Source organism: Arthrobacter sp. UC242_113 (assembly GCF_044054585.1).
In the GTDB taxonomy this organism is placed as follows: domain Bacteria; phylum Actinomycetota; class Actinomycetes; order Actinomycetales; family Micrococcaceae; genus Arthrobacter.
Window position 1 is genome coordinate 3063529 of sequence record NZ_CP171968.1, and the last position, 25901, is coordinate 3089429.

A 25901-nucleotide genomic window follows, 5' to 3' on the forward strand; every position below is an offset into this window, starting at 1 on the left:
CCCGCATGAGCCATGAATCCACGCCCCAGCCCGAAGGGCCCCTCGCCGGCTACCTTGTGGTGGACCTGAGCCGCGCCCTGGCCGGACCGCACGCCGGCATGATGCTCGCGGACCTCGGCGCACGGGTCATCAAGGTTGAGAACCCCGGCACCGGAGACGACACGCGCGGCTGGGGGCCGCCGTTCGTCGGCCCCGAAGACGATCCCCAGGCCACGTACTTCCTCTCCTGCAACCGCAACAAGGAATCCATCGCCCTGGACCTGAAGAGCGACGACGGGCGGACAGTACTGCGCGAACTGCTCGAACGCGCCGACGTCGTCATCGAAAACTTCCGCCCCGGCGTGCTGGACCGGCTCGGGTTCTCCGCGGCGGAGATGCACGCGCTGAACCCTGCCCTGGTGATCCTGTCCATCACCGGTTTCGGCCACGACGGCCCCGAATCGCGCCGCAGCGGCTACGACCAGATCCTGCAGGGCGAGGCCGGGCTGATGTCCCTGACCGGTTCCGGCCCGGACGATCCGCAGCGGGTGGGCGTGCCCATCGCGGACCTGCTTTCGGGCATGTACGGGGCGTTCGGCACGCTGGCGGCACTGCTGCAGCGCGAACGCACCGGCCAGGGGCAGATCGTGCGGACCTCGCTGCTCGCCGCCCTCATCGGTGTGCACGCGTTCCAGGGCACCCGCGCCACCGTCGCCGGCGAGGTCCCCAAGGCGCAGGGCAACCACCATCCGTCCATCGCGCCGTACGGCCTGTTCCACTGCCGGCAGGGCCGCGTGCAGATCAGCGTGGGCAGCGAAAAGCTCTGGCGCACGTTCGCATCCGCGTTCGGCATCGAGGCGGACCGTCCGGAGTTCGCGTCCAACGCCGAGCGCGTCCGGAACCGGGAAAAGGTCATCGAGGAGGTGGAGCGCGTCTTCGCCGATTACGAGGCGGAGCCGCTGCTCGCGAAACTGAACGACGCCGGGATCCCGGCCGGCAAGGTCCGCACCCTGGACGAGGTGTATGAGTGGGAGCAGGTCCACTCCCAGGGCTTGGTGATCGACGTCGACCACAAGATCCTCGGCAACGTCACCCTGCCCGGGCCGCCGCTGCGCTTCTTCAGCGCCGCGGACACCGCTGAAACCACACTGAAGGACCACACTGCACCGCCGCTGCTGGACCAGGACGGCGATCAGATCCGGCAGTGGCTGGGGCTTGTCCCGGCCGACGCCGCCGCTGCCGCCGCCTCCGCCGGCGAAGGCCGCTGAGCATGGGCACGGGTCAGAATCTGGGCACAGGTCAGAAGTGGGGCACAGGCCAGAAAGTCCGGCACCTTGATGCTGCCGAACTCATCGCCGCCGTGCTCGATCCCGGCTCCTACCAGTCCTGGGACTCCCCGGTGGTGGACCCGGATCCCAGCCCGGAATACCGCAAGGAGCTGGCAGCTGCCCGGGAGAAGTCCGGCGTCGACGAATCGGTCCTCACCGGCGAGGGCCTCATCCGCGGCCGCCGGGTAGCCGTCATCGTCAGCGAGTTCCGCTTCCTCGCCGGCTCCATCGGCCTCGCCGCAGCCGAACGGATCGTGAACGCCGTCGAACGCGCCACCCGGGAAGGGCTTCCGCTCCTGGCCGGTCCGGCCTCCGGCGGCACCCGCATGCAGGAGGGCACCATCGCGTTCCTGTCCATGGTGAAGATCAGCGCCGCGGTCCGGGCGCACCGGCAGGCCGGCCTGCCCTACCTCGTCTACCTCCGGCACCCCACCACCGGCGGGGTTATGGCCTCCTGGGGCTCCCTGGGGCACATAACCGTGGCCGAACCCGGCTCCCTCCTCGGATTCCTCGGGCCGCGGGTCTACGAGGCGCTCTACGGTTCCCCCTTTCCGGAGAACGTCCAGGTGGCCGAGAACCTCTTCGACAAGGGCCTCGTCGACGCGGTGGTCCCGCCGTGGCAGCTGTCCGACGTCGTCGACCGCGCCCTGAGCATCCTGGTGGCCGGCCCGCCCGCGCAGATCCGGCCGCCGCGGACGCTGTCCGTGAAACCGTCCGACGCCGGAGCCTGGGAATCGATTGAAATCTCCCGGAACCCGCGCCGCCCGGACCTGCGCCAACTGCTCGCCTACGGCGCGCGCGACGTGCTTCCGCTCAACGGCACCGGGCAAGGCGAAAAGGACCCCGGACTGCTGCTGGCACTGGCCCGCTTCGGCCAGAAATCCTGCGTGGTCATCGGGCACACCCGGCCCCGGCCCTCCCAGCAGACCGCCATGGGCCCGGCGTCGCTGCGGGAAGCCCGCCGCGGCATGCGGCTGGCCGAGGAACTCGGGCTGCCCCTGGTGACGGTCATCGACACCGGCGGCGCGGCCCTTTCCAAGGAGGCCGAAGAAGGCGGCCTGGCCGGCGAAATCGCACGGTCCCTCCACGACCTCATCGGCCTGAACTCACCCACGGTGTCCGTCCTGATGGGCCAGGGCACGGGCGGCGGGGCACTGGCTCTGTTCCCGGCCGACCGCACCATCGCGGCCCAGCACGCCTGGCTGTCCCCGCTGCCGCCCGAGGGCGCGAGCGCCATCGTGCACCGCAGCACCGAGTTCGCCCCGGCCATGTCCGAGGCGCAGGGCGTCAACGTCGCCTCACTCCAGGCCCACGGCATGGTGGAGCACATAGTGGACGAACGGCCCGACGCCGCACACGAGGGCAGGGCGTTCTGCCAGCGCCTGGGGCAGGCGATCGAGTACGAGCTGGCCGCGCTCTCAGCGGCCGGGGTGGCCGAACTCCTCCCGCAGCGGCTCGAAAAGTACCGCAACCTCGGAGGCCTCGTCCCCCTCCCGCTCTAGAAGTCCACTCCCCTCCCCCAGAAGGCCACTCCCTCCTCTAGTCCCCGCTTCCACTAGGAGTTTTTGTCCAGATAATGGGGCTTCGGAGCCTCCGAGTGGCCATTATCTGGACAAAAATTCGGGACTCAGCGGGAGAGCTTCTGGGTGTCGGGTTCCGGATCGCCAATGTGGCCCGGCGCATTGGCCGCCAGGACACGCTGGACGAAGGCGCAGTACTCCTCCATGTAGTGGCGCAGGAAGGCCGCGGTGGATTCGTCCTTGACCTCGCCGTCGCTGCCGAACACGTCCGGGTTGAACTTCACGTACGCCTCGGGGGCATTGAGCTGCGGGGCGTCGAGGAAGCTCAGCACGGCCCGCATGGAGGACTGCATCACCGCTGTGCCGATGCTCCCGGGCGAGGCGCCGATAATGCCGGTGGGCTTGCGGGCGAACGAGTTGGTGCCCCAGGGACGGGAGCCCCAGTCGATGGCGTTCTTCAGCGCACCGGGAATGGAGCGGTTGTATTCCGGGGAGACAAAGAGGATGCCGTCCGAGCCTTCAATGGCCTCCTTGAGCGCACGGCCTTCGGGCGGAAAATCGGCGTCGTAGTCGTAGCTGTACAGCGGGAGGTCCTTGATGGGGATCTCGGTGAATTCAAGGTCCCCGGGGGCGAGCTTGATGAGTGCCTGGGAGAGCGTGCGGTTGATGGAGCCGCTGGCGAGGCTCCCAACGAAATAGCCGATCTTGTGCGTTGCCATGGTGGTGTTCCTTCCCAACAGCCGGTGCGGGCCGGCTGGGTTGACGGTGCAAAGGGCAGTGCAGCGGCTGGCAGCCGCGGGGCATTTCGGGTGCAACCCCAGCAGTTCAACCAGGGCGTCCCCACAGTTCAACCAGGGCGTCCCCACAGTTCAACACAGAACACCATCCCCGGCCAGAGCACAGACGCCAGTCCTTGACAGGCTGACTGGCGCAGTAGCTAGATGAACGTAAGCGATGGCCCACAGCACACAACCGCAACAGAGGAGCGGAAGTCATGAGCGAGATCCCGGAGCCGCTGCAGCGCATCCACAGCGAGGCCCCCGCCGAAGGGGATGAAACGGCAGACCCCACCGATATCCGCATGCATTCGCAGGATCCGGCGGAAGGTGCAGACGACGTCGCAGAGCCTGCGCCCAAGCGTGCGGAGACATCCTGACGGAAGTCCCCGCCCGCCATCGGTCAGCCTGCGTCGGTTATGAGAATCGGTTGAGAGAATAGCCGCATGGACGTCGCCCTGGGGTTGCTGGCGCTCGCTGCCGTGGTGTGCGCGGTCAGCGCGCTGGGCCGCAAGCTGGATGTGTCGGTCCCGCTGCTTCTGGTGCTCGCCGGGGTGGCCGGTTCCTTCCTTCCGTTCGTGCCCCGCGTCGACCTCAACCCTGAACTGGTCCTCGTGGGGCTGTTGCCGCCGCTCTTGTATGCGGCTGCCCTGCAGACATCGCTGTACGACTTCCGCTCCAACAAGCGGGCCATCGGGCTGCTCTCGGTGGGCTACGTCATCTTCGGAACTGTCGCCGTCGGCCTGGTGGTCTGGTGGCTGTTCCCGGAGATACCGCTCGCCGCGGCCGTAGCGCTCGCTGCCGTGGTGGCGCCGCCGGATGCGGTGGCCGCCACGGCCATTGCCCGCAAGGTGGGAATGCCGCGCAGGATTGTCAGCATCCTGGAAGGCGAATCGCTGGTCAACGACGCAACCGCCCTGGTGTGCCTGCGTGCGGCCGTCGCCGCCCTCGCCGGTGCAGTGTCCGTAGTGGAGATCGGCGCAGACTTCCTGCTGGCCGCCGGCGGCGGGCTGGTGGTGGGACTGGCCGCAGCCTACGTCCTCACCCAGTTGCGCCTGCGGATCCGCAACGTTGCCATCAACACCTCAACGTCGCTGATGGCTCCATTTGTGGCGTACCTGCCCGCGGAGGCGATCCACGCGTCGGGTGTCCTGGCCGTGGTGGTCACCGGCCTGATCATGGGCACCAAGGCGCCTTCCATGCCTAACGGGGCCGCCCGGCAGAGCCAGCGGAGCAACTGGGAAACGGTTCAGTTCCTGCTGGAAAACTCGGTGTTCCTCCTCATCGGCCTGCAGGTGCGGACCATCATCGAGGGCGTCCAGGACGACTCCCTGGGCGCTGCCAGAATCTGGGCGGGCTGCGCGGTGATCCTGCTGGCCGTGCTCCTGCTGCGGCCGGTCTGGGTGTTTCCGGCCACCTACCTGCCCAGGCTTATCCCGGCCGTGGCGCGGAAGGACCCCTCACCGCCTTGGCAGTACCCGGCCATCATCTCCTGGGCCGGCATGCGCGGCGTGGTGACGCTCGCCGCAGCCCTCACGCTGCCCAAGGACCTGGAGCACCGCACAGTGCTGATCCTTGCGGCGATGGTGGTGGTGGCCGGCACCCTGGCGCTGCAGGGGTTCACGCTGCCGGCCCTGGTGCGGCTGCTCCGCGTGGAGGGACCCGATGCGGGCGAAGACGCACTCGCCCAGGCCTCGCTGACGCAGCAGGCCACGGCGGCCGGAGTGGAGCGGCTGTACGAACTGCGGACCGACGATGACCCTCCGGAAGTGGTGGCCATGCTCAAGCGGCGGACGCTGGAACGCGGGCTGGCGGCGTGGGAACGTTTGGGCAGGCCGACGGCGGAGGCCGCCACTCCCAGCCAGCGCTATGCCCAGCTTCGGCTCGCCATGCTCGAGGCGGAGCGGGCGAAGGTCCTCGAACTCAGGAGCGGCGGAAACTACGCCCACGATGTGCTGAGCAACGTCCTGGAGCGGCTCGACGTCGAAGAGTCGATGCTTGACGCCGTCATCGAGGAGGCCGATGTTTCCGGCTCCCGCGCCGTCGCCAGGCCGGGCGGCGACTGCGGGCATCTGGAGGCCGCACCCGATCCCGAGGTTCCCAGCGACGCACGCTGTGACGCGTGTGTCCGCGAAGGCACCGTCACGGTTCACCTGCGGATGTGCCTGGAGTGCGGGAATGTGGCCTGCTGTGATTCCTCGCCCGCTACCCACGCATCCCGGCATTTCAAGGCGACCGGACACCCGGTCATGCGCAGCATCGAACCGGGCGAGGACTGGCGGTGGTGCTACGAGGACGACCTGCTCGGGTAGGCCGCCGTCGGCGCCGATTACGACCTCGCGGTATCCGTTTAGGTGCTGGCCGCCATCGGCGCAGCCGGCACAGACACGCCTGCAATGTCCGACGCCGGGGTGAGGACCCAGCGTTCCCCGTGCTCTTCGTAACTGATCACCATGGCCGCGGCGGCAGTGCTTGCCGCGTCTATGGCGAGCAGCAGTGCCGCCTGCATGCGGCTTGCATGCCCGAATCTTGAGTCAGCCGTGCCCTCGAAGTCGCTGTTGTCGACGAGGATATAGGCCTTGCCCTCGGCCACCGCTTTGATCGAGTACCCGCGCTCCTCATGAACCGAACCGCGGGACGAGGCGATCTCCGTTACCCTGTCGGCCCGCACCAGGCTATGGCTGATCGTGCGGATCCACACGTCACCCATGGGGTCTCCTTTGCCGCCGGGCAGGCTTGAATAGCCTCTACTTGCAAACGGTAGTCCGTGAAAGCCCGGATGTAAGCCCCCCAAACGGTGCGACCGCCGTCGGGCTCCAAACTGCCAGCAGGTTTTCCCCAAGCTCCGGCAGGGTTTTCCCAAAGCTCCTTAGGCAATAGTGGGGCGGACCAGGGATCAACCCTGGCCGGTCTCAGAGCATCGCCCAACGCAACCGTTCGGCAGTGCCCGCGGCCGCCGGTTCTGAGGGGGAGAGATGTTTCAAACCTTTTGGCGGTTCCGCGGGGCGATAGCCCCGCATGTCTGGGCGTTAGTAGGAGGCGCGCTGCTGGTGGTGTTCGTCGCCGCCATGGAAGTGGCCCTGCCCTGGCCCATGAAGGTCATCGTCGACGACGTGCTGCAGCCGACGGGCAGTTCCCGCGTCCACGAGATGCCCGCGTTCCTCGGCCTGGCCGGCCTGAGTCAGCTCCAGCTGCTCCTGCTCGCCGCGTCGGCCCTCCTCGCCATGACAGTGCTCAACGCGGGAGCGGATTACCTCGGTACGCGCCTGCTCAACGGCGTTGGTGAAAAGGCCATGGCCACCATTCGGGCCGAAGTTTTCACCCATCTGCAGCGGCTGTCGCTGGCTTTCCACGACAAGCAGCGGCTGGGCGACCTGGTGACCCGCACCACGACGGACGTCGACTACGTGCGGGCGCTCATGGTGTCGATCCTGGCCGTTCTGCTGCCCAACATCTTCATTCTGGGGTTTGTCATTACGATCTGCGTGCTGATTGACCCGACCTTTGCACTGATCGGCCTGGCGGTGGCACCACTGCTGTTCATCACGGTCCTCTTCTACCGGCGCCGCATCAAGGGCGCGTCAAAGGAGGCCCGCAAGAGGGACAGCGACATCGCGGCCACAATGTCAGAAACGTTTGCCTCGGTCCGGGTGATGCAGACCTACACCAGCGAGGCCCGCCACGAGGAGGACTTCCGCACCCGGAATGACGGACGGCGGGACGCCGGCCTGAGGGTCATCCGGCTGCAGTCCATGTTCTCGCCTCTGGTCGACGTCATCGCGACCCTGGGCACGGTGCTGGTCCTCTGGATCGGCGCCCAGCGGGTGATGGACGGGACCCTGACACTCGGCCTGCTCCTGGTCTTCATCGCCTACCTTAAGGCCATGTATTCCCCCATGAAGGCCCTGGCCAAACTCACCACCGTCATCAGCCGCGGCCAGGCCAGCGCCGAGCGCATCCAGGAAATCCTGGACACCGCACCGGCCATCTCGGACCTGCCCGGCGCACGGCCTGCCCCGCCGCTGGCCGGTTCAGTGGAACTGCGCTCCGTGAGCTTCGGCTACCAGGGGGACCGGCATGTGTTGCACGGGATTGACCTCAAGGCCGCGCCCGGCAGCGTCGTGGCGATCACGGGCCCGACCGGCGCCGGCAAGTCGTCCGTCGTCAGCTTGATTCCGCGGCTCTACGATGCCGACGAAGGGGAAGTTCTCCTGGACGGCATCGATGTGCGGGACCTGCAGGTGGCAACCCTGCGCAGGCAGATATCCATCGTGCTGCAGGAATCGATCCTGTTCCGCGGGACCATCTACGACAACATCGCCTACGGCTCGGAAGGTGCCAGCAGGGAGCAGGTGCTGGCCGCGGCCGAGGCAGCCCACGTGGATGAGTTCGTCCGCAACCTGCCCCTCGGATACGACACCCCCGTGGCAGAACGGGGCGTCACACTTTCGGGCGGCCAGCGCCAGCGCATCGCCATTGCCCGGGCGCTGGTCCGGGACACCCCCATCGTCATCCTCGACGAACCGACGTCCGGCCTGGACGCCATCTCGGAGCAATACGTCATGCGGGGCCTGGAGAGGCTGATGGCGGGGCGCACGGTGATCGTCATCGCGCACCGGCTCTCCACGCTCAAACGGGCCGACTGCATCTACGTGCTGGACCAAGGGCGGATCGTGGAAAGCGGCCGGCACGCCGAACTCGCCGCGTCCGGGGGCCTGTACAGCCGGCTGGACAGTCTGCAGCATGCCAAAGACGCCCCGGCCCTCACCCTGGTTCCTGCCGACAGCGGCAACCTTCAGACGGAGACAAGCGCATGAGCAAGACGAAGGCCCCCACGTACGGTGCACTGCCCTGGCGGATCGGAAAAAAGGGCGCCCTTGAAGTGCTCCTGATCCACCGGCCGGCCCACGGTGACTGGTCCATCCCCAAAGGCAAGGCGGATCCCGGCGAAACCGGCCGCGAATGCGCGGAACGTGAAGTGCGGGAGGAAACGGGACTGCACTGCCGGCTGGGCGCGGAACTGCCCAGCATCCGCTACGAGGACAGCAAGCACAGGGTCAAGACCATCCGTTACTGGGCTGCCGCGGTAGAGTCAGGCCATTTCACCGCCAATGAGGAGGTCGACGCCGTCAGGTGGCTTTCGCTGCCGGCGGCCTTGCACACGGTGACCGAGCCGCGGGACAGGCCCGCCATCATTGCATTGGGCAGCCGGCTCCAGCTTGAGCTGGGCGTCCGTCCGGCACCCAAGCGGGAAAAAATGCTATTGCTGGTCCGCGGGGCCGAAATGACGAAGCGGGACCAGTGGGACCCGGCAGCAGGCAGCCGGCCGCTGGCGCCGGCCGGCGAGCACGCTGCCAGGTCGCTGGCCGCGCTGGGAGCCATGTTTGCCATCGAGCGCATTGTCGCCGCACCTTCGGACCGCTGTGTGGAAACCGTCGCCGAACTTGCGCGGCAGGAGGCCCTCGAAGTGGAGCGTTCAGACCACCTGACCGGCGGCGGGCTGGCGGCAACGCTGGACCTCGTCGCTCAAGCCCGCGGGACAGGAACGGTCCTGTGCACGCATGAGGACGTCATGGCAAATGTCCTGACCCACCTCATCCATCACGACCGGACGGTCCTGACCAAGCGCTTCCGCGTCCGAAAGGGATCGGCATGGGTGGTGACCGGCGACCGCACCCGCTACCGTTCCGCCTACTACCTGCCGCTGTCCCCGGCAGACCTCAGCACGGCATTGGACCTCAGCCCCGCTGCGGACCTTCGCACCGCTGTCTAGCACCGTGTGCCGGCATTGCGGCGGGCGTAATCTCAGACAGTGGACATTGTGGAATTCCTGTCCGCGCGCATTGCCGAAGATGAGGCCGTGGCGCGCAAGCTGCTCGGCGACCACACGACGTCGGAATCGGGCAAGTGGTACGAACGCCGCCTGCTGCTGGAGTGTGAAGCCAAGCGGCGCCTGATCGGCATCGTTGAGGCAGCCAGGCAGACCGCCCTGGCCACGCTCGTGAGTGATCCCTTCGGCGACGAGACCGAGTGGATTCCGCAGGCGCTGGAATGGACCACGCTGTCGCTCAATGCGCTGGCGGTCCCGTACAGTGACCATCCCGACTTCAACCGGGACTGGCTATGGTCCGCGTAGGCAGCACGCCGTAGGCAGCACGCCGCCGCAGGGCGCAGACAGGGCGCGGTTCAGGTGCTGCCCAGGATCCGGCGGGCATCGGCCTGGGCGTCCAGCTCCTGCTGGGACACGACCGATCCGCTGATGTACCCCGCGCGGGACCGCATGGCCCGGAGTTCCGCCACGGTGTAGGGGATCCGGCGCCGGTGCGCCATGGCGTGGCAGTTGGGGCACAGCGGAACCAGGTCCCCCAAAGGATCCAGCTCGTAGCCCGGCCCGAGCTGGGCAGCCGGGACCAGATGATGGACATGGATGAAGCCCTCGCCCTCCGGGCCGTACGCGGCCTCGAAGGAAAACCCGCAGACGGCACATGAGGTTCCGTGGTGCGCCAGGCAAATGCGCCTCGCGTGCGGGTTGCGTTCGTACCGGTTCACGCACACGCGGGCCAGGGCGTCCTGCGGCAGCGTGCCGGGCACCGGAAGGACTGGATCGATTTCATCGGCCGGCCGGTAGTCTGCCCAGAGCTCCCGGATGGCGCGTGCCTGCTCCTCCGGTACCGGTTGGCACCCGCCCGTCGCGGCGGCAGCCCAGTCCGTGAGGGGCGCACGGGCGGCCAGGATGTTCACCGGAATCTGGTCTCCGAGCGGCAGCAGCAGGTCAAAGTCCACGTCAACGCAGGGTGCGGCCCCAGCAAGATAGGGTGCGGAGGCGACAACGCCGTGGCCTATGAGACCGCTGCCTGTTTTTCCATGCAAAAGGAGCCACGCGTCTGCTCCCGGCACCGGCTCGGCGCCGGTGCCCGTGGGCCACACCCGGCGGTGCACACCGGAAGCGCCCAGCTCATCCACCACCCGCGAATAGCCGGGCCAAGTATCACCTACACCCGGGTTCCAGCCCAGCAATAAAGCCACCATTCCCTTATCGTGCCACCTGATATGGCTTTTAGGAGGAGCGGTTGCGCAGGCGCCGCCACCACTGGGGTTTGGGTTCCGTGGCAGGTTCCGGTTCAGCTGCGGCCGCCACCGCCCGGCGCTCGCGCCACCGCTGCACTTCGGCGTCGGCGTCGCGTGTCTTGGTGACCACTGGCGGCCCTCCCTGCAGCTGCCGGCGGGCGTCGATGACGCGGGCGTTGAAGTCCGCCACCACGTCACGCACCTGCTTTTCCGTGAACTGGGCGTCCAGTGTGGCATCCAGCTCCGCGTCCTCGGTACGCAGCAGGATCGCAGCTGGTCCCAGGCCGCTAAGGTGCTCGCGCTCAATGAGGCCCTTGACCCACCAGTCGGGGTCGTAGCCCTCCCCCAGCCCGGGAATCGGTTTGCCGGAGTATTTCAGGTTGTCGAACTTTCCCTGCGCCATCGCGTCCCGGATCAGGTAGTCGGCCCGGGCCGCGTCACTGACCTTCCGGCGCTTGTCCCGCAGTTCCGCCTCGGCGGCGGACAGCTCCGCGTCATCCTCCGCTGTCCCGCCGGATGACCGGAGGGCGCGGAGTTCGGCCGCGCGCTCCACCTTCCGCCTGAAGCCGCCGCCTGCTGCTGAACCCGTCACCTTTTCACCGCCCTGCCGCCGGACATTGTCCCGTTTCCAGTATTCCGGCGCGGGCCGGACTCTTCAACGGAGCGTTGCGTCCAGGCGCCCGTTTCCGGACTGCCGGCACCAGGGCAGGTACGGGCCACAACAACGACGGCGGGACCTCCCGCCGTCGTACGCGTGCAGTGCCCGCTTGGACCGGGCTCACATGGGGTCGGGCCAGTTTCCGATTTTCGCACGCGCCGGAGCGGCCACGACCTCGTCGCCTTGGGCCCGCGCGCCGACACCGCTGGGGGCGGCGGCAGCCGGCCCTTGCCCAGTCGGGCCCGGAATTGTCGTAGTTATGCGGGGACCGGCCGCCGCGGCCCGCCCGGACGGTTGGTCGGGGACCGCCTTCACAGGTGCCGTGTTCACAGCCGCCGTGGTGGCGGGAAGTTCAGACCTCGGAATCTTCATGGGGGGCCCTCGCAGGTGAGGCGGCAACTTTAGGCCGGATCGGGTACGCAACCGTGATTGCCGGCCGTCAGCCGGGGCTTTCCGGGCCCTTCGGCTGGCTGTTCGGCGATCACCGACGTGCCGAATCAGCCGGGGAGGACCGGCCGGTCCGACAACAACCGTGGCGGCCGTCCCAGCCCAGAGTGTGCCGGCAAATTGGTTTTCACCGGCACGCTTTCCACCACCCAATACTTCAACCCTATGGGCTGGCACGCGGAACGGCACCGGTAGCAGGTACTCGAATTTATGCGGCGGCCGCTACTTGGGCACTCGCGGGCGGATGGAGCCGGCCGGCCCCGGTTTGGCCCGGCCGGCGGACCCTAGGCGGGGTCCGCCAACTCGGCCGGCCAGACCACGCGGAACCGTTCGAAAACAATTTCGTCGGATTCCGCCCACTCCAGGCCCCGGCGGGCGCGGGTCCGGGTCCAGTACTTACGGTGCTCCGCCTGCCAACTTGTTAGCGACCCGTCATCCTCGCCCTCATCCCGCGCGAAGGCTTCGTCGGCACTGCTGAACGGGCCGAGGCGCAGCTCCACGGTCCGCAGCACCACGCGCGGGACGCCGGCACCGTCACAGGCTATCCAGTGCGACCCGATGCGGGGCAGGCTGTCCCCGGCCGCAATGAATTCGTCGGCGAGTTCGGAGGTGGCCCGCTTAGGCCCCTCCGTCACTGCCCGCAGCAACTCATCGGCCAGGGCCGCGGAATCCCCGAAGCGCTCCACCGTGTAGTCGGAACAGAGGCGGACAGCTCCGGGGCAGGCGGCGGCATATTCGTACCAGAAAAGCTTGGCCGCCGCTGTGTCCACGCCGGACAAATCTGTGTCACTCATGCGGGCGCCTCCTTCAGCCGGCCGTCCAAAACAGGCGCCGGCACGCGGTCAATTCCCACGGCCATTCTGCCAAAGGTGAAAGGACGACGGCGGGTGCGTCCCGCCGTCGTCCTCTTGCGTGTCCTGACGAGCTCAGAATGGCCGCGCCGGGTCCGTCTGGCCGGGCGGGCGGAGGTCGATGATGGGAAGGTGCCCGTCTGTGCGGATGCTGTCCCCGCCGCCGTTGCGGTGGTGGTACCCGGAGGAGAAATGCCGGATCACGTGCACGGATTCCACGGCCTTTGCCGTTTGCAGCGTGCCGATGATGAAGTCACGCTCCTCGTCGGTCCCGTCGGCGATCTTGTGTGTGATCTGGAACGTGAAGAGCGAGAGGCCAACGCTTTTGTCGTATGTCCCGGCGCCTACCCAGTCGACGGCGAACCCGCCGGGAAGCATCCAGCCGTCCGGGCATTTCCAGAACCGAACATGGTGCCGCTTGCGCGGGTTGCCATCGATTTCCCGCTGGAACGCCATGTCCTGCTTGTTGCCGAAGACGTACAGGGCACTGACCGGCGACTGCGGATAGCTCCGGCCCAGAAGCGTTGCGGTGAGGGTGCGCCAGGCCGTGGCCGGGGTGACAGGGTCGGCCTCAATCCACCCTGCCGTGAGCATCGCGGTGCGGAGCTCGTCCGCCGGGCCGATGACCGCGAGGTTGACCGGATCGCCCAGCACGCCGTCGCCGGTGCGGGCACGCCCGATGAAGTAATTCGGCAGGTACAGGCTGCTGAAGATCTTGTGGACGCGGGGCAGGAAGGCATAGGCCGCAATGAGCCAGACGGGGAGGAACACCCACACCTGCTCCGGTCCCCTGGCCAGCCGGGCGAGCAGGAAGACATAGACGGCCCAGCCCATGGCGCCGGTGATGGCCACGTACAGCAGCCGCTGGAGGACGGCGACGACGGTGGCCCAGCGGGTGCCCCAGCGCGCCTTCCGGCTGTCCGGCCGGGAGTGCTCCGGCTCCTGAATCGTTTGGCTGGCCACCTACTTGGGCAGGTGCTCCAGCAGGTGCCCCGTGACCGCGCCGTACGCGACGTGCGGCACGATGTCGCTGACCCAGTCCGCAGCACTCCAGGTCCGCGGATCAGTCACGCCCAGGGCGGTCATGGGAACGTTCGAGACAAGCAGGGCGGCCACGGAGGCCACCGCCACAGACCGGACCGGCCCGGTGCGCACCCCCAGTGATCCGGCCGCCCCCAGCACAGCGCCGAGGCCCATGCCGGTGGCGATCCCGAGCAACGGGCCAAGGGCTTCCACCCGGTTCCCGCGCTGGGCCTCGTTGCCCGGGATGGTGACGCCTGCCCGTTCCGCCAGCCGCTCCACCGAGTCAGAGGGCGTAGTGCTCGCCGCCCGGCCCCGCCACACCATGTCCATGTAGCTGACGGCATTCAGCGCCGTGGTTCCTGCCGCGCCGGCGAGCGCTCCGTTCACGAGTCCTTTGAACAGGGACATCCTCAACTCTCCTTCTGGCCGTCTGCTGGGCACTCCTATGCTGAAACTTACGTGTTGCCCCTGATCGCGGCAACGCCAGCGGCCGCCATCGGGGAAAGGAGGCCCTTTTTGTCACTCTGCACCCTTATGCTTTGGGTGAACCATCTCGGGTGATGGCGACGTGCAACAAACAGGGGGACACTGTTGCGTTCGGATTCCAACTGGCCGGCGAGCCCGCCACCATCTGATTTTGGCGTACCCGCTGATTTTGGAGTGCCTCATGAGGAGTTGCCCCCGGGCGTCCGGAGGTCCCCCAGCGGGCGAATTCCGCAGTGGGCCATCGAGGAGGCTTTCGGGACACTGCAGGGCCCCGGCCCATGGCGCTCCGGCCCGGCCGGTCCGCCGCCGCCTTCGGGTCCGGCCTACGGCCTGCACCGGAATCCCCGCGGCAGGCGCGGGCTGGGCAGGAAGTGGGCCATCGGTGCGGGCATCGCCTTGCTCGTGGGCCTGTCCGCTGTGCCGATGGTGTTCGAGCGCTTTGTGCTGCCGGCAGTCCTGCCGTACCTTCCCGGGGCCCCGGTGCCGCCGCCGGGTTTTGAGGCTGTGGCTTCCCCGCTCGGGCGGCCGCCAGGGAGCACAGGGTCACAGGCCTACGCGCTGCAGGAGTCCCCTGATCCCGGCCAGCCGTTTGCCGCCTACGATCCGTGCCGGCCGGTGCATTACGTGATCCGTCCGGACAACGCCCCGCCCGGCGCCGACCAGATGATCCAGGAGGCAGTGGCCAAGGTTTCGGCCGCCACCGGACTGCGCTTCGTCTACGACGGCCCCACATCGGAGGCTCCCAGCGAGGACCGCGAAACGTATCAGCCGGACCTGTACGGCAAGAGGTGGGCGCCGGTGCTCATTGCCTGGTCCACCCCTGCCGAGAGCCCGGAGCTTGCCGGGGACGTCGACGGCCTGGGCGGCAGCGGGTATGCGTACACGGATGGGCAGCCGTATGTCCTGGTGGCAGGACAAGTCTCCCTTGACGCCCCCGACTTCGCCGATATCCTGCAGTGGCCCGACGGGCACCGATACGCCCGTGCCGTCATCATGCACGAACTCGCCCACGTGGTGGGCCTGGACCACGTGGACGACACCACCCAGCTGATGAACCCTGAAGGCACGGGCGTCACCGACTTCGCGGCGGGCGACCTCGCCGGCCTGGCCGTTCTGGGCGGCGGTGCATGCGTCCCGGAACTCTGACCCGCGTGACAGGCAGCCGACGACGGCGGGAGGGCCTGCCGCCGCCGGCTTGCCTGACGCCTTTTCCTTGACGCCTATTCCTTGGCGTTCTCCTCCGCGGAGGCGATGGCCCAGGCGGCGTTGACGAGGCCGATATGGCTGAAGGCCTGCGGGAAATTTCCCAGCAGCTCGCGGCCGTCGGCCGCAACTTCCTCGGCCAGCAGCCCGAGGTCCGTGGCGAAGCCGGCGGCACGGTCGAAAACCGTGCGTGCCCGTTCGGTCTGCCCGGCGAGCGCAAGCGCCTGGGCCAGCCAGAAGGTGCAGAGCAGGAACGTCCCCTCCTCCCCCGGAAGCCCGTCGACGGCACGGTAGCGGTAGACCAGCCCGCGGCTATCGGTCAGGTGCCGGTCGACGGCATCGATGGTGGCCAGCATGCGCGGGTCGTTGGCCGGCAGGAAGCCCACGATGCAAAGCAACAGGCTTGACGCGTCGAGCTCGGCCGAGCCGAACGCCTGGGTGTAGGCGTTCGCAGCGCCGCTCCACCCCCGGTCGCAGATGGTAGCGGCGATCTCATCCCGTGCCTGCTCCCAGTCCGGGACCCGGTCCCGGGCGTCCAGCGTGTCGGCGAGCAGTATGGCGCGGTCGACGGCGACCCAGCACATGAGCTTCGAGTGCAGGAAATGGCGGGGCTCGCCGCGGACCTCCCAGATTCCGTGGTCCGGGGCCCGCCACCGGGCGGCGGCGCGGTCAGCCGCATCGGCCAGGAAGCGTTTCGTTTCCGGCTCGAGGTCGGCGAGGTATTCCGGCAGCCGGGCCGCGGCGTCCAGCAGCTCCCCGTAAATGTCGAGCTGGCGTTGCTGCCAGGCTCCGTTGCCCACGCGCACCGGCCTGCTGGAACGCCAGCCGGGAAGGTGCGCCAGCTCGCGTTCGGACAGGTCGCGTTCCCCGCCGATGCCGTACATGATCTGCAGGTCCTCGCCGTCCTGCTGCGTTGCCACCGCAGTGGTCAGGAAGCGGAAGAACTTTCCTGCCTCGTCCGGGCACGCCGCCACCCACAAAGCCTGCAGCGTCATGCTTGCGTCCCGGATCCAGGTGTACCGGTAGTCCCAGTTGCGGGTCCCTCCGGCCACCTCGGGCAGGGAGGTGGTAGCGGCGGCGATCATTGCGCCCGTCGGATAGTACGTCAGCGCCTGCAGGAACCGCCCGCTGGCGTTGACCAGGTCCTTCCAAGGCCCGCTGTAGCTCTGGTGGAGTTCGGACCAACTGCCCCAGCCCTGCAGCGTGTCGTCGAGCCGGCGGGATGCCTCCTCCTGGCCCCACAGGGGAGGGCTGTCCTCCCAGCTGTGCCGGTGGTGAAGTACGAAGTGCGCCACGTCGCCGGCGCGCATGGACAGCCGGGCCCGGGCAGGTCCGCCGTCGAGCTCGAAGCTGACCGGGCTGGAGAGGGCCAGCACGTCGGCCCCGCCCCTGGCGAGCAGGCCGCCGTCTGCCTGCTGCAGCAGTGGCCGGACCAGCCCGTATTCCGGCCGTGGATCGAAGATCACGTCCACCCCGGCCTCGCCGGCGGTGCACCTGACGCTCCGCAGCAGCGCCCCGGGCGAGCTGGCCCCCAGTTCGTGGCCGCGGTTGCCGTCGCCCAGCAGCAGGGCGTCGGTCACCGTCACCGTTCCGGACCCGGTGGTGTACGTCGTCTCGAGGACCATGCTCGGCCCCGCGTAGCGCCGCGACGTGCCAGTCACGTCCAGCGGCCGGATGGCCCAGAACCCGGCGCCGTCGCCGAGAATCCGGCCGAAAACCGAGGGGCTGTCAAAGCGCGGAAAACACAGCCAGTCCACGGATCCGCCGGCGCCCACCAGCGCGGCGGAGCGGCAGTCGGAGAGCAGGGCATAATCAGCAATCGGGTCACTGGCCATGCCCGCACCATAATCGATTCGGGAGAGCCCCGCGAGGGCGCGGGCAGCGCCCGCCTGGAACGCCGGGGCCGGCCGTGGGCTTCACATTGTCCGGAGCGGCGTGGCTGTGAAAACATGCCTCATGCGCGCCATGCAGAATTCCAGCCGATTGCAAGATGTCCGGTACGACCTCAGGGGTCCGGTGCAGCACGCGGCGAAGAAAATGGAGGCGGAAGGCCACAGCATTCTGCGCATGAACCTCGGGGATCCCGCGCCGTTCGGCCTGCATGCGCCCGAGTCCATCGTGGTGGACATGATCCACCACCTGCGCGAGGCCCAGGGTTACAGCGACTCGAAGGGCATCTTCTCCGCCCGGACCGCCATCTCGCAGTACTACCAGACCAAGGGCCTGATGGAGATCGGCGTCGAGGACATCTTCATCGGCAACGGGGTTAGCGAGCTCATCTCCATGACGCTGCAGGCCTTCCTGGAGGATGGCGACGAGGTCCTCATCCCGTCACCGGACTATCCGCTGTGGACGGCAGCCACCGTGCTCTGCGGCGGCAGCGCGGTGCACTACATGTGCGACGAGGAGAACAACTGGTGGCCGGACATGGCCGACGTCGAGGCGAAGATCACCGACCGCACGCGTGCCATTGTGCTCATCAACCCCAATAACCCGACCGGGGCCGTCTATCCCCGGCACATCCTGGAGGGGTTCGCCGATCTGGCCCGGCGCCATGACCTGGTGCTGTTTTCCGATGAGATCTACGAGAAGATCCTGTTCGAGGACAAAGTCCACATCCACACGGCTTCCGTGGCCCGGGACATTCCGGTGCTGACGTTCTCCGGCCTGTCCAAGGCGTACCGGATGCCCGGGTACCGGGCCGGCTGGGTGGCCGTGAGCGGGCCGCGCTGGGCCACCGCCGCCTACCGGGAGTCGCTGGAGCTGCTGGCCTCGCTCCGGCTCTGCCCCAATGTTCCCGCGCAGCACGCTATCCAAACCTCACTGGGCGGCTACCAGAGCATCACGGACCTGATCCGGCCCGGCGGGCGGCTGCGCGAACAGCGCGACCTCGCCTGCCGGCTGCTCAACGAGATCCCCGGTGTGAGCTGCGTGCCGGCGGCAGGCGCCATGTACCTGTTCCCGAAGCTGGACGCAGAGATGTACCCGTTCGTGGACGACGAGCAGTTCGTCCTTGACCTGCTGCAGGACCAGAAAATCCTGGTCTCGCACGGGACGGCATTCCACTGGCACGCCACAGACCACTTCAGGTTCGTCATCCTGCCCGCCGTGGATGACATCCGCGAGGCCGTGCGCCGCATCGCCACCTTCCTGTCCTCGTACCGGGCCAAAGCGGGCCGCGCCCGCGCCATGTCCGGCAACGCCCACCACGGTACGGACGAACTAAGCGCCTGAACACTCCCGCCGTCGTCCGCTTTTGTGTTCGTGTGAAGACCCGTTCCCGAGCACGCCTGTGCTCATGGACGGCCCGGAAGGCAACCAGTAAGGTTGCTTACTAAATGCCGTGGTGCTGAGCGCGCTGCCATCGACGAGAGACAGGACCTGCCCCTTGCCTGACGACGAACCGCTGACTGACAAGCCGTTGACGGACAAACTCCTGACGGGAAGCCCCTTGACCGATCAGCAAGGAACACCGCAGACAGGCGTGCGCGGCGAACTCCGCCAAGACACAACCGTCGGGGGCAAGGACCTCACCCGCTGGCAGAGCCGCTTCGGCCGCCTTCTGGTCGGGGCCGTCCAGCGCATCAGCCAGTTCCTGGGCCCGCACGGTGCTCTGGTCCTGACCCTGATGCTGGGAGCGGTCATCGCCGCCGCCCTCACCGCAGCCTTTGCCGAGGTGTACGAGTCAGTAGTTGAAGCTGACGGGGTTGCCGGCCTGGATCACCCTGTCCTGGCGGCCGGCAAGAGCGTGCGCTCCCCCGGCTTGGATGTCGCCGTCACGGCGTTTACGGACGTGGGCGGAACCATCGGCATGCCCATCCTGGCCGTGACGGTCATGGGCATCCTGGCCTACCGGCGGCGGTCGTGGACCCCCGTCATCCTCATTGTCACCGCGGCCCTGGGCTCCCTGCTGATGACCATTGCGGGCAAGCGGCTGATCGGCCGCACCCGCCCCGATCTCAGTGACGCCGTTCCGCCCTACGAACACTCGGCCTCGTTTCCCAGCGGCCATTCCCTGAATGCCGTGGTGATCGCGGGAATCGTCGCCTACCTGATCATCCTGCGGCTGAAGACGGCCCGCAGCCGCGTCCTCACCGGCGCAGCCGCCGCGGTTTTCGCCGCCGCCATGGGGTTGAGCAGGGTGTACCTCGGCCACCACTGGCTCACCGACGTCCTCGCCGCGTGGGCACTCGGCGCGGCCTGGCTGGCCCTGGTGGTCACTGCCCACCGGCTCTACCTGACAGTGCGAAAGTGGCGGGCACGCGGTGAGGTCCCGGCGGGAACGGCATCCGGGGCAGGTGCCTCCAAGGCAGAGCGCGCCTAAGCACCCCAAAACAAAAGCAGAACGACGACGGCGGGAGGCTCCCGCCGTCGTCGTTCGCCTCTGCTGAGGAAGCGTTAACCGATCGGTTCCGCCATCTGCTCCACGACGTACTGGACATCGACGGACGTTCCGGTCACGGGATCGGACATTTCCACCTTCCAGCTGCGGGCAAACTGGTCCACGCCGCTGGTCATGGCCACGGTGCCGGAGATGAGGACGGTCCCGGGCGCATTCAGGCCGCGTTCCGCCAGGACGTCCAACCAGTAGTCCGGGGTCAGCAGGGCCTCCAGGGAGCTGTCCTGAATGAGGGTGTCGGGGGTGTCCCCCTCCCCCACCCAGGCCCTGAGCGTGATCTGGTCCAGGTGCTCCCGGACGTCGTCCAGCTTCCATGCCTTGCGCCCCAGCACATCCGGGCTGGCGTTCTTGCTCCAGGCCACGCCGTGCACTTCCAGCGCCCGGTCCGTGTGGTCGCAGGCGACGGTGAGCAGGACACCGTCCTCGGTGAGGACCATCGCCCATTCAGCCTCCCCGGAAGTCCGCCCATGCTGGACCCGAACTTCCGATACCTGCTGGGCCAGATAGGGGGACACTGGATACAGGGCGGGAGTGGTGGTGGGCCCCGGAACACCGAGTTCAGCGAGCTCAGCAATGTGGGCCTGGACCTCATCCTGCTCACGCCCTGCATAGCCGGCATTCAGGAGGTGCTTGACCTCCACGTCCTGCGTGCGGCCATCGGGTAGTTCAAAACTCAGAGTCGTCATCGTGGATCCATCCTTTGCATGTGCTGCTGCGGAAATTTACAGATCGGAAACCGGAAACGGTCGCCAATGTACATCCAGTATGCGTAATGTATACATTTAACGCCAGCGTGACAGGCGTCACTATAAGAACCTCGTGGAGGACAACACCATGGCCAACGCTCCAGTTCCGGATCCGGGCACAACGCCGCATCCACACGCCACCCCGCACCCGACGGTGCACCCGAAGGGCCTCTACAAGGCCTTTGCCGCCAGCCTAACCGGCACCGCACTCGAGTGGTACGACTTCGCCGTCTACTCGGCGGCTGCCGCAGTCGTATTTCCCGTCGTCTTTTTCCCTGCGACCGATCCGCTGACCGGGACCGTCCTCGCCTTCTCCACGTACGCCGTGGGCTACGTGTCCCGCCCGGTCGGCGGCATTATCTTTCGGCCGGCTCGGGGACCGCATCGGCCGCAAGAAAGTCCTGGTGACCACGCTCATGATCATCGGCGTGGCCACGGTGCTCATCGGCGTGCTGCCCGGCTACGCAAACATCGGCGCTACGGCAGGAATCCTCCTGGTCCTGCTGCGGTTCGCACAGGGCGTGGGGGTGGGCGGCGAATGGGGCGGCGCCGTCCTGCTCTCCAGTGAGTACGGCGACCCGCACCGCCGCGGATTCTGGGCTTCCGCCGCGCAGGTGGGACCGCCCGCCGGCAACCTGCTGGCCAACGGCGCGCTCGCCGTCCTGACTGTTTCGCTTACCGAGGAGCAGTTCCTGAGCTTCGGCTGGCGCATCGCGTTCCTGGTCTCCGCCGTACTGGTTGGCTTTGGCCTCTGGATCCGGCTGCGGCTTGAGGACACCCCGATCTTCAAGGCCATCGCGGCCCATGGCGAGCAGCCCCACGCCCCCGTCCGTGAGGTCTTCAGCAAGGAGCTCCGCCCGCTCATCGCCGCCATTCTCTGCCGCGTGGGACCGGACGTGCTGTACGCGCTGTTCACTGTCTTCACGCTCACCTACGGCATCCAGGTCCTGGGCTACGAGCGCAATCAGGTGCTCACGGCCGTCCTGATCGGTTCCGCGTTCCAGCTGTTCATGATCCCGCTGGCCGGCTACGTCTCCGACCGCTTCAACCGCCGCTTGGTCTACGGCGTCGGCGCTGTGGTGGGCGCAGTGTGGACGTTCATCTTCTTCGGGGTCCTGGGCGGAAACAACCAGCCGATGCTGATCATCGGCATCGTCCTCGGCCTCATGGCCCACTCCTTCATGTACGGCCCGCAGGCTGCCTTCATTGTGGAGCAGTTCTCCCCGCGGCTCCGGTCCACTGGCAGCTCGCTGGCGTACACCTTCGCGGGTGTGATCGGCGGTGCCATCGCGCCCCTGCTGTTCACCCTGCTGCTCGCCGAGTTCGGAACCTGGATTCCGGTGGCCATCTACGTGGCGGTGGCGTCGGCCGTGACCCTGGTGGGGCTGGCACTCGGCCGGGACAACGACACCATCGAGGACCTCGACTACCGGCTGCTCCTGGAAGGCTCCGCCTCGGCGCGCCAGCAGTCCGGCGCGGTCTAAGACTCCATCAGGTGCGGAGCAGGATGTCGCGGGTGACGGCCAGGTGATGGTCGATGGCCTCCTGCGCCTTCGCGGCATCTCCGGACACCAGGGCGTCGAGGATGTCCTGGTGTTCGGAGCACACCTGCTCGCCCGGCCTCCGGTCCGGAACAGGGCTGAAACCCCGACGACGATCTGCCGGACGTGCAGCTTGCTGTAGGTCCGGGAAATCAGCTCGTTGCCCGCCGCGTCAATCAGCTGCTGGTGGAAGAGCGTGTCGAGGCGGATGAACTCCTGCGCAGCCTCGGCCCCCTGGCCCTCGGGCAGCCCGGCCTGCTGGTCGAGGGTGTCCCGCATCTTGTCGGCCGGCACGCTCCGGTGTTCGATCACAAGGCGGGCGGCGTGGCTTTCCAGCACGCCGCGCAGCTCCATCAGCTCCGAGATTTCCCGGCCAGTCACCGGAGGAACGTAGGCCCCGCGCTGCGGGATGAGCTCCACCAGCCCGTCAGAGACCAGCAGGAGGAGGGCCTCCCGGACCGGCGTGCGCGAGACACCGATTTGGGCGGCCAGCTCCTGCTCGTTGAGGAAGCGCCCCTGCATTTCCGGGTCGGTCAGGATGTTCTCGCGCAGGTACTCGTAGGCCTTCGCCCGGCCCGAGGCGGCCGTTCCCGAACTTTTTCGCATACATCAGGTATACAACAGAGAAGAGCAGATCCATGCGTTTAGCAGTCGCCCAGATCGTCAGCGGCGCCGACCTCGCGGCCAATCTGGAGCTGGTCCGAGAATACGCCACACGCGCCAAGGACGCCGGGGCCGAACTGGTGGTGTTCCCCGAGGCCACCATGTGTGCCTTCGGCAATCCGTTGGCAGATGTCGCCGAACCGCTGGACGGGCCATGGGCCACCGCGGTCCGGGCCCTTGCCGCGGAACTGGACATCGCCGTCGTCGTTGGCATGTTCACGCCGGGGGCGGGCGGACGGGTGCGGAACACCCTGCTGGTGACCGGCCCTGGCATCGACACGTCCTACGACAAGGTCCACCTCTTCGACGCGTTCGGCTTTGCCGAGTCCGACTCGGTGGAAGCGGGTACGGCTCCGGTGACCTTCGAACTCAACGGGACCGCCATCGGCCTGGCCACCTGCTACGACGTGCGCTTCCCGGCGCTGTTCACGGCCAGCGCGAGGGCCGGCGCCGCGATCAACATTGTCTGCGCGTCCTGGGGTGCCGGGGAAGGGAAGGCCGAGCAGTGGGACCTGCTGGTCCGTGCCCGGGCGGTGGACAGCACCACCTTCGTGGTGGCCTGCGGGCAGGGCGATCCGGCCACCCTCGGGCTCCCGTCCGCCGGCGCCGCACCCACCGGGATCGGCCACAGCGCTGTGATTTCCCCGCTGGGTTCTCCACTGGTGGCGCTGGGCGGCGAACCCGAACTGGCCGTGGTGGACCTCGATCCGGCCATCATTCCGGACGTCCGCGGCAAACTGCCCGTGCTGGCGAACGCCCGGAGTTTCTAGGCTCGCCGGACGGCTTTCCGGGAAGTACGACGGCGGGGCGTGGCCACCTTGGTGGCCACGCCCCGCTTTTCGCTTGGACTAGTTGCCTGCCTCGACTACTTCCCCGCCGGCACGCGGTAGGTGCTTTCCGGGATGTCCGTGATGAACATGTGCCCTGGCGCGTGGCTGATCGCGAACGCCGGCCGGGACGCCATCACCGCGCTCTGGGGTGTGACTCCGCAGGCCCAGAAGACCGGCACTTCTCCTGGCCGGATGTCCACGGCATCGCCGAAGTCGGGGCGGGAAATGTCCGCAATGCCCAGGTCCTCAGGTGATCCGACGTGGACCGGTGCGCCGTGGACCTTCGGCACCTCCGCGGTCACGCTGATGGCGGTTTCCACCAGCTCCGCTGGCATCGGACGCATCGAGACCACCATGGGGCCGTGGATCCGTCCTGCCGGGGTGCACTCGATGCTGGTGCGGTACATGGGCACATTGCGGCCCATTTCGGTGTGGCGCAGGGGGATGCCCGCGCTTGCCAAGGCGGCTTCGAAGGTGAAGCTGCAGCCGATCAGTACGCCCACCATGTCATCCCGCCAGAGCGGAGTGGCGTCGGGGACCTCGGCGGAAAGGACGCCGTCCTCCCACACCCGGTAGGCGGGGATGTCGGTCCGGATGTCCGAACCTGCGGCGAGGGAACTTTCGAACTTCCCGGCAGGAATGACGTCGATGACAGGGCACGCCTTGGGGTTGAGCCGGCAGAATTCGAGGAATTCCTCGGCGTAGTCGGCCGTCACGGCTATCAGGTTCGCCTGCGTGTAGCCATCGCTCCAGCCGGAGGTGGGGGTGACCAGGCCGTTGCGGAACTGCCGGCGGGCTTCGGCCGGCGCGACGAGTCCGTTCGACTGGCTCATGGGGTTCTCCTGGCTCATCGGGTGCCGCTCTCTACTATTTCGGTGGACCCCTTCAGGTACTCCTCGTCCTCTGCCACATTGGAGTCCCGGCCGAGGGCCAGGCCCACGATTGTCAGCAGGCAAGCGACGCTGAGATAGATGGCCACCGGGACCCAGCTGTGGAAGGTGCTCTGCAGCAGGGTGAACATGAACGGTGCAATGGCGCCGCCGATGATGCCCGCGAAGGTGTAGGCCAGCGAGCTTCCGGTGGAGCGGAGCCGCGGCGTGAACTGCTCGACGACGAACGCGGCCTGCGGGCCGTACATGAAGGAATGGCAGAGCAGGCCGAGTACGGTTCCCACGACGAGCATCACCGGGGAACGGCCTTCAAGCACGATGAAGAACAGGTAGGCCCAGACAGCGGCAGCCACTGCCGCGATGCCGTAAACAAGGCGCCGGTTGATCCGGTCGGAGATGGCACCCGCAAGCGGCATCGTGAACAGCTGGAGGCCTGAACCGACCAGCACCGCCACGAGGACCTGGCCACGGTCGAAGCCAAGTTCCTGGATGCCGTACGTCAGGGTGAAGACGGTGCACAATGCGTAGGTGACGTCCGGGCCGATGCGGCTGAGCATGGCAGCAAGGAGCGGACGGCGCTGCGTGGTGAGGACTTCCCTGATCGGGGCCTTGGGCTGGTCGCCCCGGGCTTCCATGGCCTTGAAAATGGGGGTGTCCTCGAGCTTGAGGCGGATCCACAGCCCGAACGCCACCAGCAGGGCCGAGATCAGGAACGCTATGCGCCAGCCATAGTCCAGGAAGGCCTGCTCGGAGAGGGCCAGCGTGAGGACGGCGAGCGCGCCGTTGGCCAGCAGATTGCCTGCGGGCGGGCCGATCTGCGCCGCGGAGGCCCAGAAGCCGCGCCTGCTGGGTTCCCCGAATTCGCTGGACAGCAGGACAGCGCCGCCCCACTCGCCGCCCACGCCCACGCCCTGCGCGAACCGCAGGAAGACGAGGATGGCCGGGGCCAAGATGCCGATGGTGCCATAGGTGGGCAGCAGGCCGATGAGGAAGGTGGCGACGCCGATCAGCATCAGCGTGATGACCAGGATCTTCTTGCGGCCGATCTCGTCGCCGAGCCGGCCGAAAATGATGCCGCCGACGGGCCGGGAAATATAGCCCACCGCGTAGGTGGAGAACGCCAGCAGGGTGCCCGTCACCGGGTCCGAGGCCGGGAAGAAGATTAGCGGGAAGACAATTGCGGCCGCGGCGGAGTAGACCGCGAAGTCGTAGAACTCCAGCGCGGTACCGGTGAGGCTGGCCGCGAACGCTTTGTACATGTCCTTGCGCCCGACAGCGGGCCTGGAACCTGCGGAGGCCATTGCGGATTGATTGGCCATTTGTTCCTCCATGAAGAGTGTGGATGCCATCCGTCGTGCTGCGGATGCGCTGGTGTGCAGCCCGCCGGGCCTGCGACGTTGACAAGGCGCGGGCACTGAGGCTGGTTTGGCGGCTTCCTCGGGAGAGCCACCGAAGGCGGAGCATTCTGTTGGATTGTGGAAATGTAGAACAAT

General features: G+C 67.7%; 23 protein-coding genes and 2 pseudogenes. 12 read left to right on the forward strand and 13 right to left on the reverse strand.

Going from position 1 to position 25901, the window contains the following annotated elements; translation table 11 throughout:
* Positions 1–5: 5 nt before the first annotated feature.
* Positions 6–1247 (forward strand): CaiB/BaiF CoA transferase family protein, encoded by a 1242-nt coding sequence (locus tag ACHMXB_RS13975; protein ID WP_395399180.1) that lies wholly within the window; start codon positions 6–8, stop codon positions 1245–1247.
* Positions 1248–1249: 2 nt separating this feature from the next.
* Positions 1250–2809 carry a carboxyl transferase domain-containing protein gene (locus ACHMXB_RS13980; RefSeq protein ID WP_395399182.1) on the forward strand — a complete coding sequence of 520 codons (1560 nt, stop codon included), beginning with the start codon at positions 1250–1252 and terminating at the stop codon, positions 2807–2809.
* A gap of 125 nt (positions 2810–2934) precedes the next feature.
* Here the strand turns inward: ACHMXB_RS13980 and ACHMXB_RS13985 are convergent, their stop codons facing one another.
* On the reverse strand, positions 2935–3546 hold the full coding sequence (locus ACHMXB_RS13985) for an NADPH-dependent FMN reductase (RefSeq protein ID WP_102974145.1): 612 nt from the start codon (positions 3544–3546) through the stop codon (positions 2935–2937).
* A 275-nt stretch (positions 3547–3821) separates the two neighbouring features.
* Between ACHMXB_RS13985 and ACHMXB_RS13990 the strand changes: the two genes are divergently transcribed.
* Together ACHMXB_RS13990 and ACHMXB_RS13995 are read left to right on the forward strand one after the other, a co-directional pair.
* On the forward strand, positions 3822–3983 hold the full coding sequence (locus ACHMXB_RS13990) for a hypothetical protein (RefSeq protein ID WP_395399184.1): 162 nt from the start codon (positions 3822–3824) through the stop codon (positions 3981–3983).
* 66 nt (positions 3984–4049) lie between these two features.
* The gene (locus tag ACHMXB_RS13995; RefSeq protein ID WP_395399186.1) at positions 4050–5915 is read left to right on the forward strand and encodes a Na+/H+ antiporter; all 1866 of its coding nucleotides are present in this window, start codon (positions 4050–4052) and stop codon (positions 5913–5915) included.
* Between the two features lie 38 nt (positions 5916–5953).
* Here ACHMXB_RS13995 and ACHMXB_RS14000 read toward each other — a convergent pair whose 3' ends face one another.
* The gene (locus ACHMXB_RS14000; RefSeq protein ID WP_395399188.1) at positions 5954–6313 is read right to left on the reverse strand and encodes a hypothetical protein; all 360 of its coding nucleotides are present in this window, start codon (positions 6311–6313) and stop codon (positions 5954–5956) included.
* Positions 6314–6578: 265 nt separating this feature from the next.
* Between ACHMXB_RS14000 and ACHMXB_RS14005 the strand changes: the two genes are divergently transcribed.
* The 3 genes from ACHMXB_RS14005 to ACHMXB_RS14015 are packed head-to-tail and all read left to right on the forward strand — an operon-like array spanning position 6579 to position 9739.
* Positions 6579–8420: an ABC transporter ATP-binding protein gene (locus ACHMXB_RS14005; protein ID WP_395399190.1), complete on the forward strand. Its 1842-nt coding sequence runs from the start codon at positions 6579–6581 to the stop codon at positions 8418–8420.
* A complete protein-coding gene (locus ACHMXB_RS14010; protein WP_395399192.1) occupies positions 8417–9376 on the forward strand; it encodes an NUDIX domain-containing protein in 960 nt (319 codons plus the stop codon). The genes ACHMXB_RS14005 and ACHMXB_RS14010 overlap by 4 nt, the downstream gene beginning before the upstream one ends.
* A 39-nt stretch (positions 9377–9415) precedes the next feature.
* Entirely contained in the window at positions 9416–9739 is a 324-nt protein-coding gene (locus tag ACHMXB_RS14015) for a DUF6221 family protein (protein WP_395399194.1), read from the forward strand.
* A gap of 50 nt (positions 9740–9789) precedes the next feature.
* Here ACHMXB_RS14015 and ACHMXB_RS14020 read toward each other — a convergent pair whose 3' ends face one another.
* From ACHMXB_RS14020 to ACHMXB_RS14040, 5 genes are all read right to left on the reverse strand, one after another.
* Positions 9790–10632 carry an HNH endonuclease gene (locus tag ACHMXB_RS14020; protein ID WP_395399196.1) on the reverse strand — a complete coding sequence of 281 codons (843 nt, stop codon included), beginning with the start codon at positions 10630–10632 and terminating at the stop codon, positions 9790–9792.
* 28 nt (positions 10633–10660) lie between these two features.
* On the reverse strand, positions 10661–11263 hold the full coding sequence (locus ACHMXB_RS14025) for a DUF1992 domain-containing protein (protein WP_395399198.1): 603 nt from the start codon (positions 11261–11263) through the stop codon (positions 10661–10663).
* A gap of 797 nt (positions 11264–12060) precedes the next feature.
* Entirely contained in the window at positions 12061–12570 is a 510-nt protein-coding gene (locus ACHMXB_RS14030; RefSeq protein ID WP_395399200.1) for an ASCH domain-containing protein, read from the reverse strand.
* A 132-nt stretch (positions 12571–12702) separates the two neighbouring features.
* A complete protein-coding gene (locus tag ACHMXB_RS14035; protein ID WP_395399202.1) occupies positions 12703–13590 on the reverse strand; it encodes an LssY C-terminal domain-containing protein in 888 nt (295 codons plus the stop codon).
* Positions 13591–14058, reverse strand: coding sequence for a hypothetical protein (locus ACHMXB_RS14040; protein ID WP_395399204.1), 468 nt, complete (start codon positions 14056–14058; stop codon positions 13591–13593).
* Between the two features lie 267 nt (positions 14059–14325).
* Between ACHMXB_RS14040 and ACHMXB_RS14045 the strand changes: the two genes are divergently transcribed.
* Positions 14326–15282, forward strand: coding sequence for a peptidase (locus ACHMXB_RS14045; protein ID WP_395399206.1), 957 nt, complete (start codon positions 14326–14328; stop codon positions 15280–15282).
* 74 nt (positions 15283–15356) lie between these two features.
* Here the strand turns inward: ACHMXB_RS14045 and ACHMXB_RS14050 are convergent, their stop codons facing one another.
* Positions 15357–17174, reverse strand: coding sequence for a glycoside hydrolase family 15 protein (locus ACHMXB_RS14050; RefSeq protein ID WP_395399208.1), 1818 nt, complete (start codon positions 17172–17174; stop codon positions 15357–15359).
* Positions 17175–17295: 121 nt separating this feature from the next.
* Between ACHMXB_RS14050 and ACHMXB_RS14055 the strand changes: the two genes are divergently transcribed.
* Complete coding sequence (locus ACHMXB_RS14055) at positions 17296–18573, forward strand: pyridoxal phosphate-dependent aminotransferase (RefSeq protein WP_395399210.1); 1278 nt, start codon at positions 17296–17298, stop codon at positions 18571–18573.
* Positions 18574–18790: 217 nt separating this feature from the next.
* Entirely contained in the window at positions 18791–19663 is an 873-nt protein-coding gene (locus ACHMXB_RS14060) for a phosphatase PAP2 family protein (RefSeq protein ID WP_395405284.1), read from the forward strand.
* A 74-nt stretch (positions 19664–19737) separates the two neighbouring features.
* Here the strand turns inward: ACHMXB_RS14060 and ACHMXB_RS14065 are convergent, their stop codons facing one another.
* The gene (locus ACHMXB_RS14065) at positions 19738–20424 is read right to left on the reverse strand and encodes a DUF2848 domain-containing protein (RefSeq protein WP_395399212.1); all 687 of its coding nucleotides are present in this window, start codon (positions 20422–20424) and stop codon (positions 19738–19740) included.
* Between the two features lie 148 nt (positions 20425–20572).
* On the opposite strand from ACHMXB_RS14065, the pseudogene ACHMXB_RS14070 reads away from it, so the two are divergent.
* Positions 20573–21968, forward strand: a pseudogene (locus tag ACHMXB_RS14070) (MFS transporter).
* 7 nt (positions 21969–21975) lie between these two features.
* Here the strand turns inward: ACHMXB_RS14070 and ACHMXB_RS14075 are convergent.
* Positions 21976–22092: an FCD domain-containing protein gene (locus tag ACHMXB_RS14075; RefSeq protein WP_395399214.1), complete on the reverse strand. Its 117-nt coding sequence runs from the start codon at positions 22090–22092 to the stop codon at positions 21976–21978.
* Between the two features lie 104 nt (positions 22093–22196).
* Positions 22197–22631 (reverse strand): annotated as a pseudogene (locus ACHMXB_RS14080) (GntR family transcriptional regulator); the annotation flags it as partial.
* Between the two features lie 32 nt (positions 22632–22663).
* Here ACHMXB_RS14080 and ACHMXB_RS14085 point away from each other — a divergent pair.
* Positions 22664–23458, forward strand: coding sequence for a carbon-nitrogen hydrolase family protein (locus ACHMXB_RS14085; protein ID WP_395399216.1), 795 nt, complete (start codon positions 22664–22666; stop codon positions 23456–23458).
* Positions 23459–23553: 95 nt separating this feature from the next.
* On the opposite strand, the gene ACHMXB_RS14090 is transcribed toward ACHMXB_RS14085, so the two are convergent.
* The gene (locus ACHMXB_RS14090) at positions 23554–24351 is read right to left on the reverse strand and encodes a putative hydro-lyase (RefSeq protein ID WP_395399218.1); all 798 of its coding nucleotides are present in this window, start codon (positions 24349–24351) and stop codon (positions 23554–23556) included.
* Positions 24352–24365: 14 nt separating this feature from the next.
* On the reverse strand, positions 24366–25727 hold the full coding sequence (locus ACHMXB_RS14095; protein ID WP_395399220.1) for an MFS transporter: 1362 nt from the start codon (positions 25725–25727) through the stop codon (positions 24366–24368).
* Between the last annotated feature and the right edge of the window lie 174 nt (positions 25728–25901).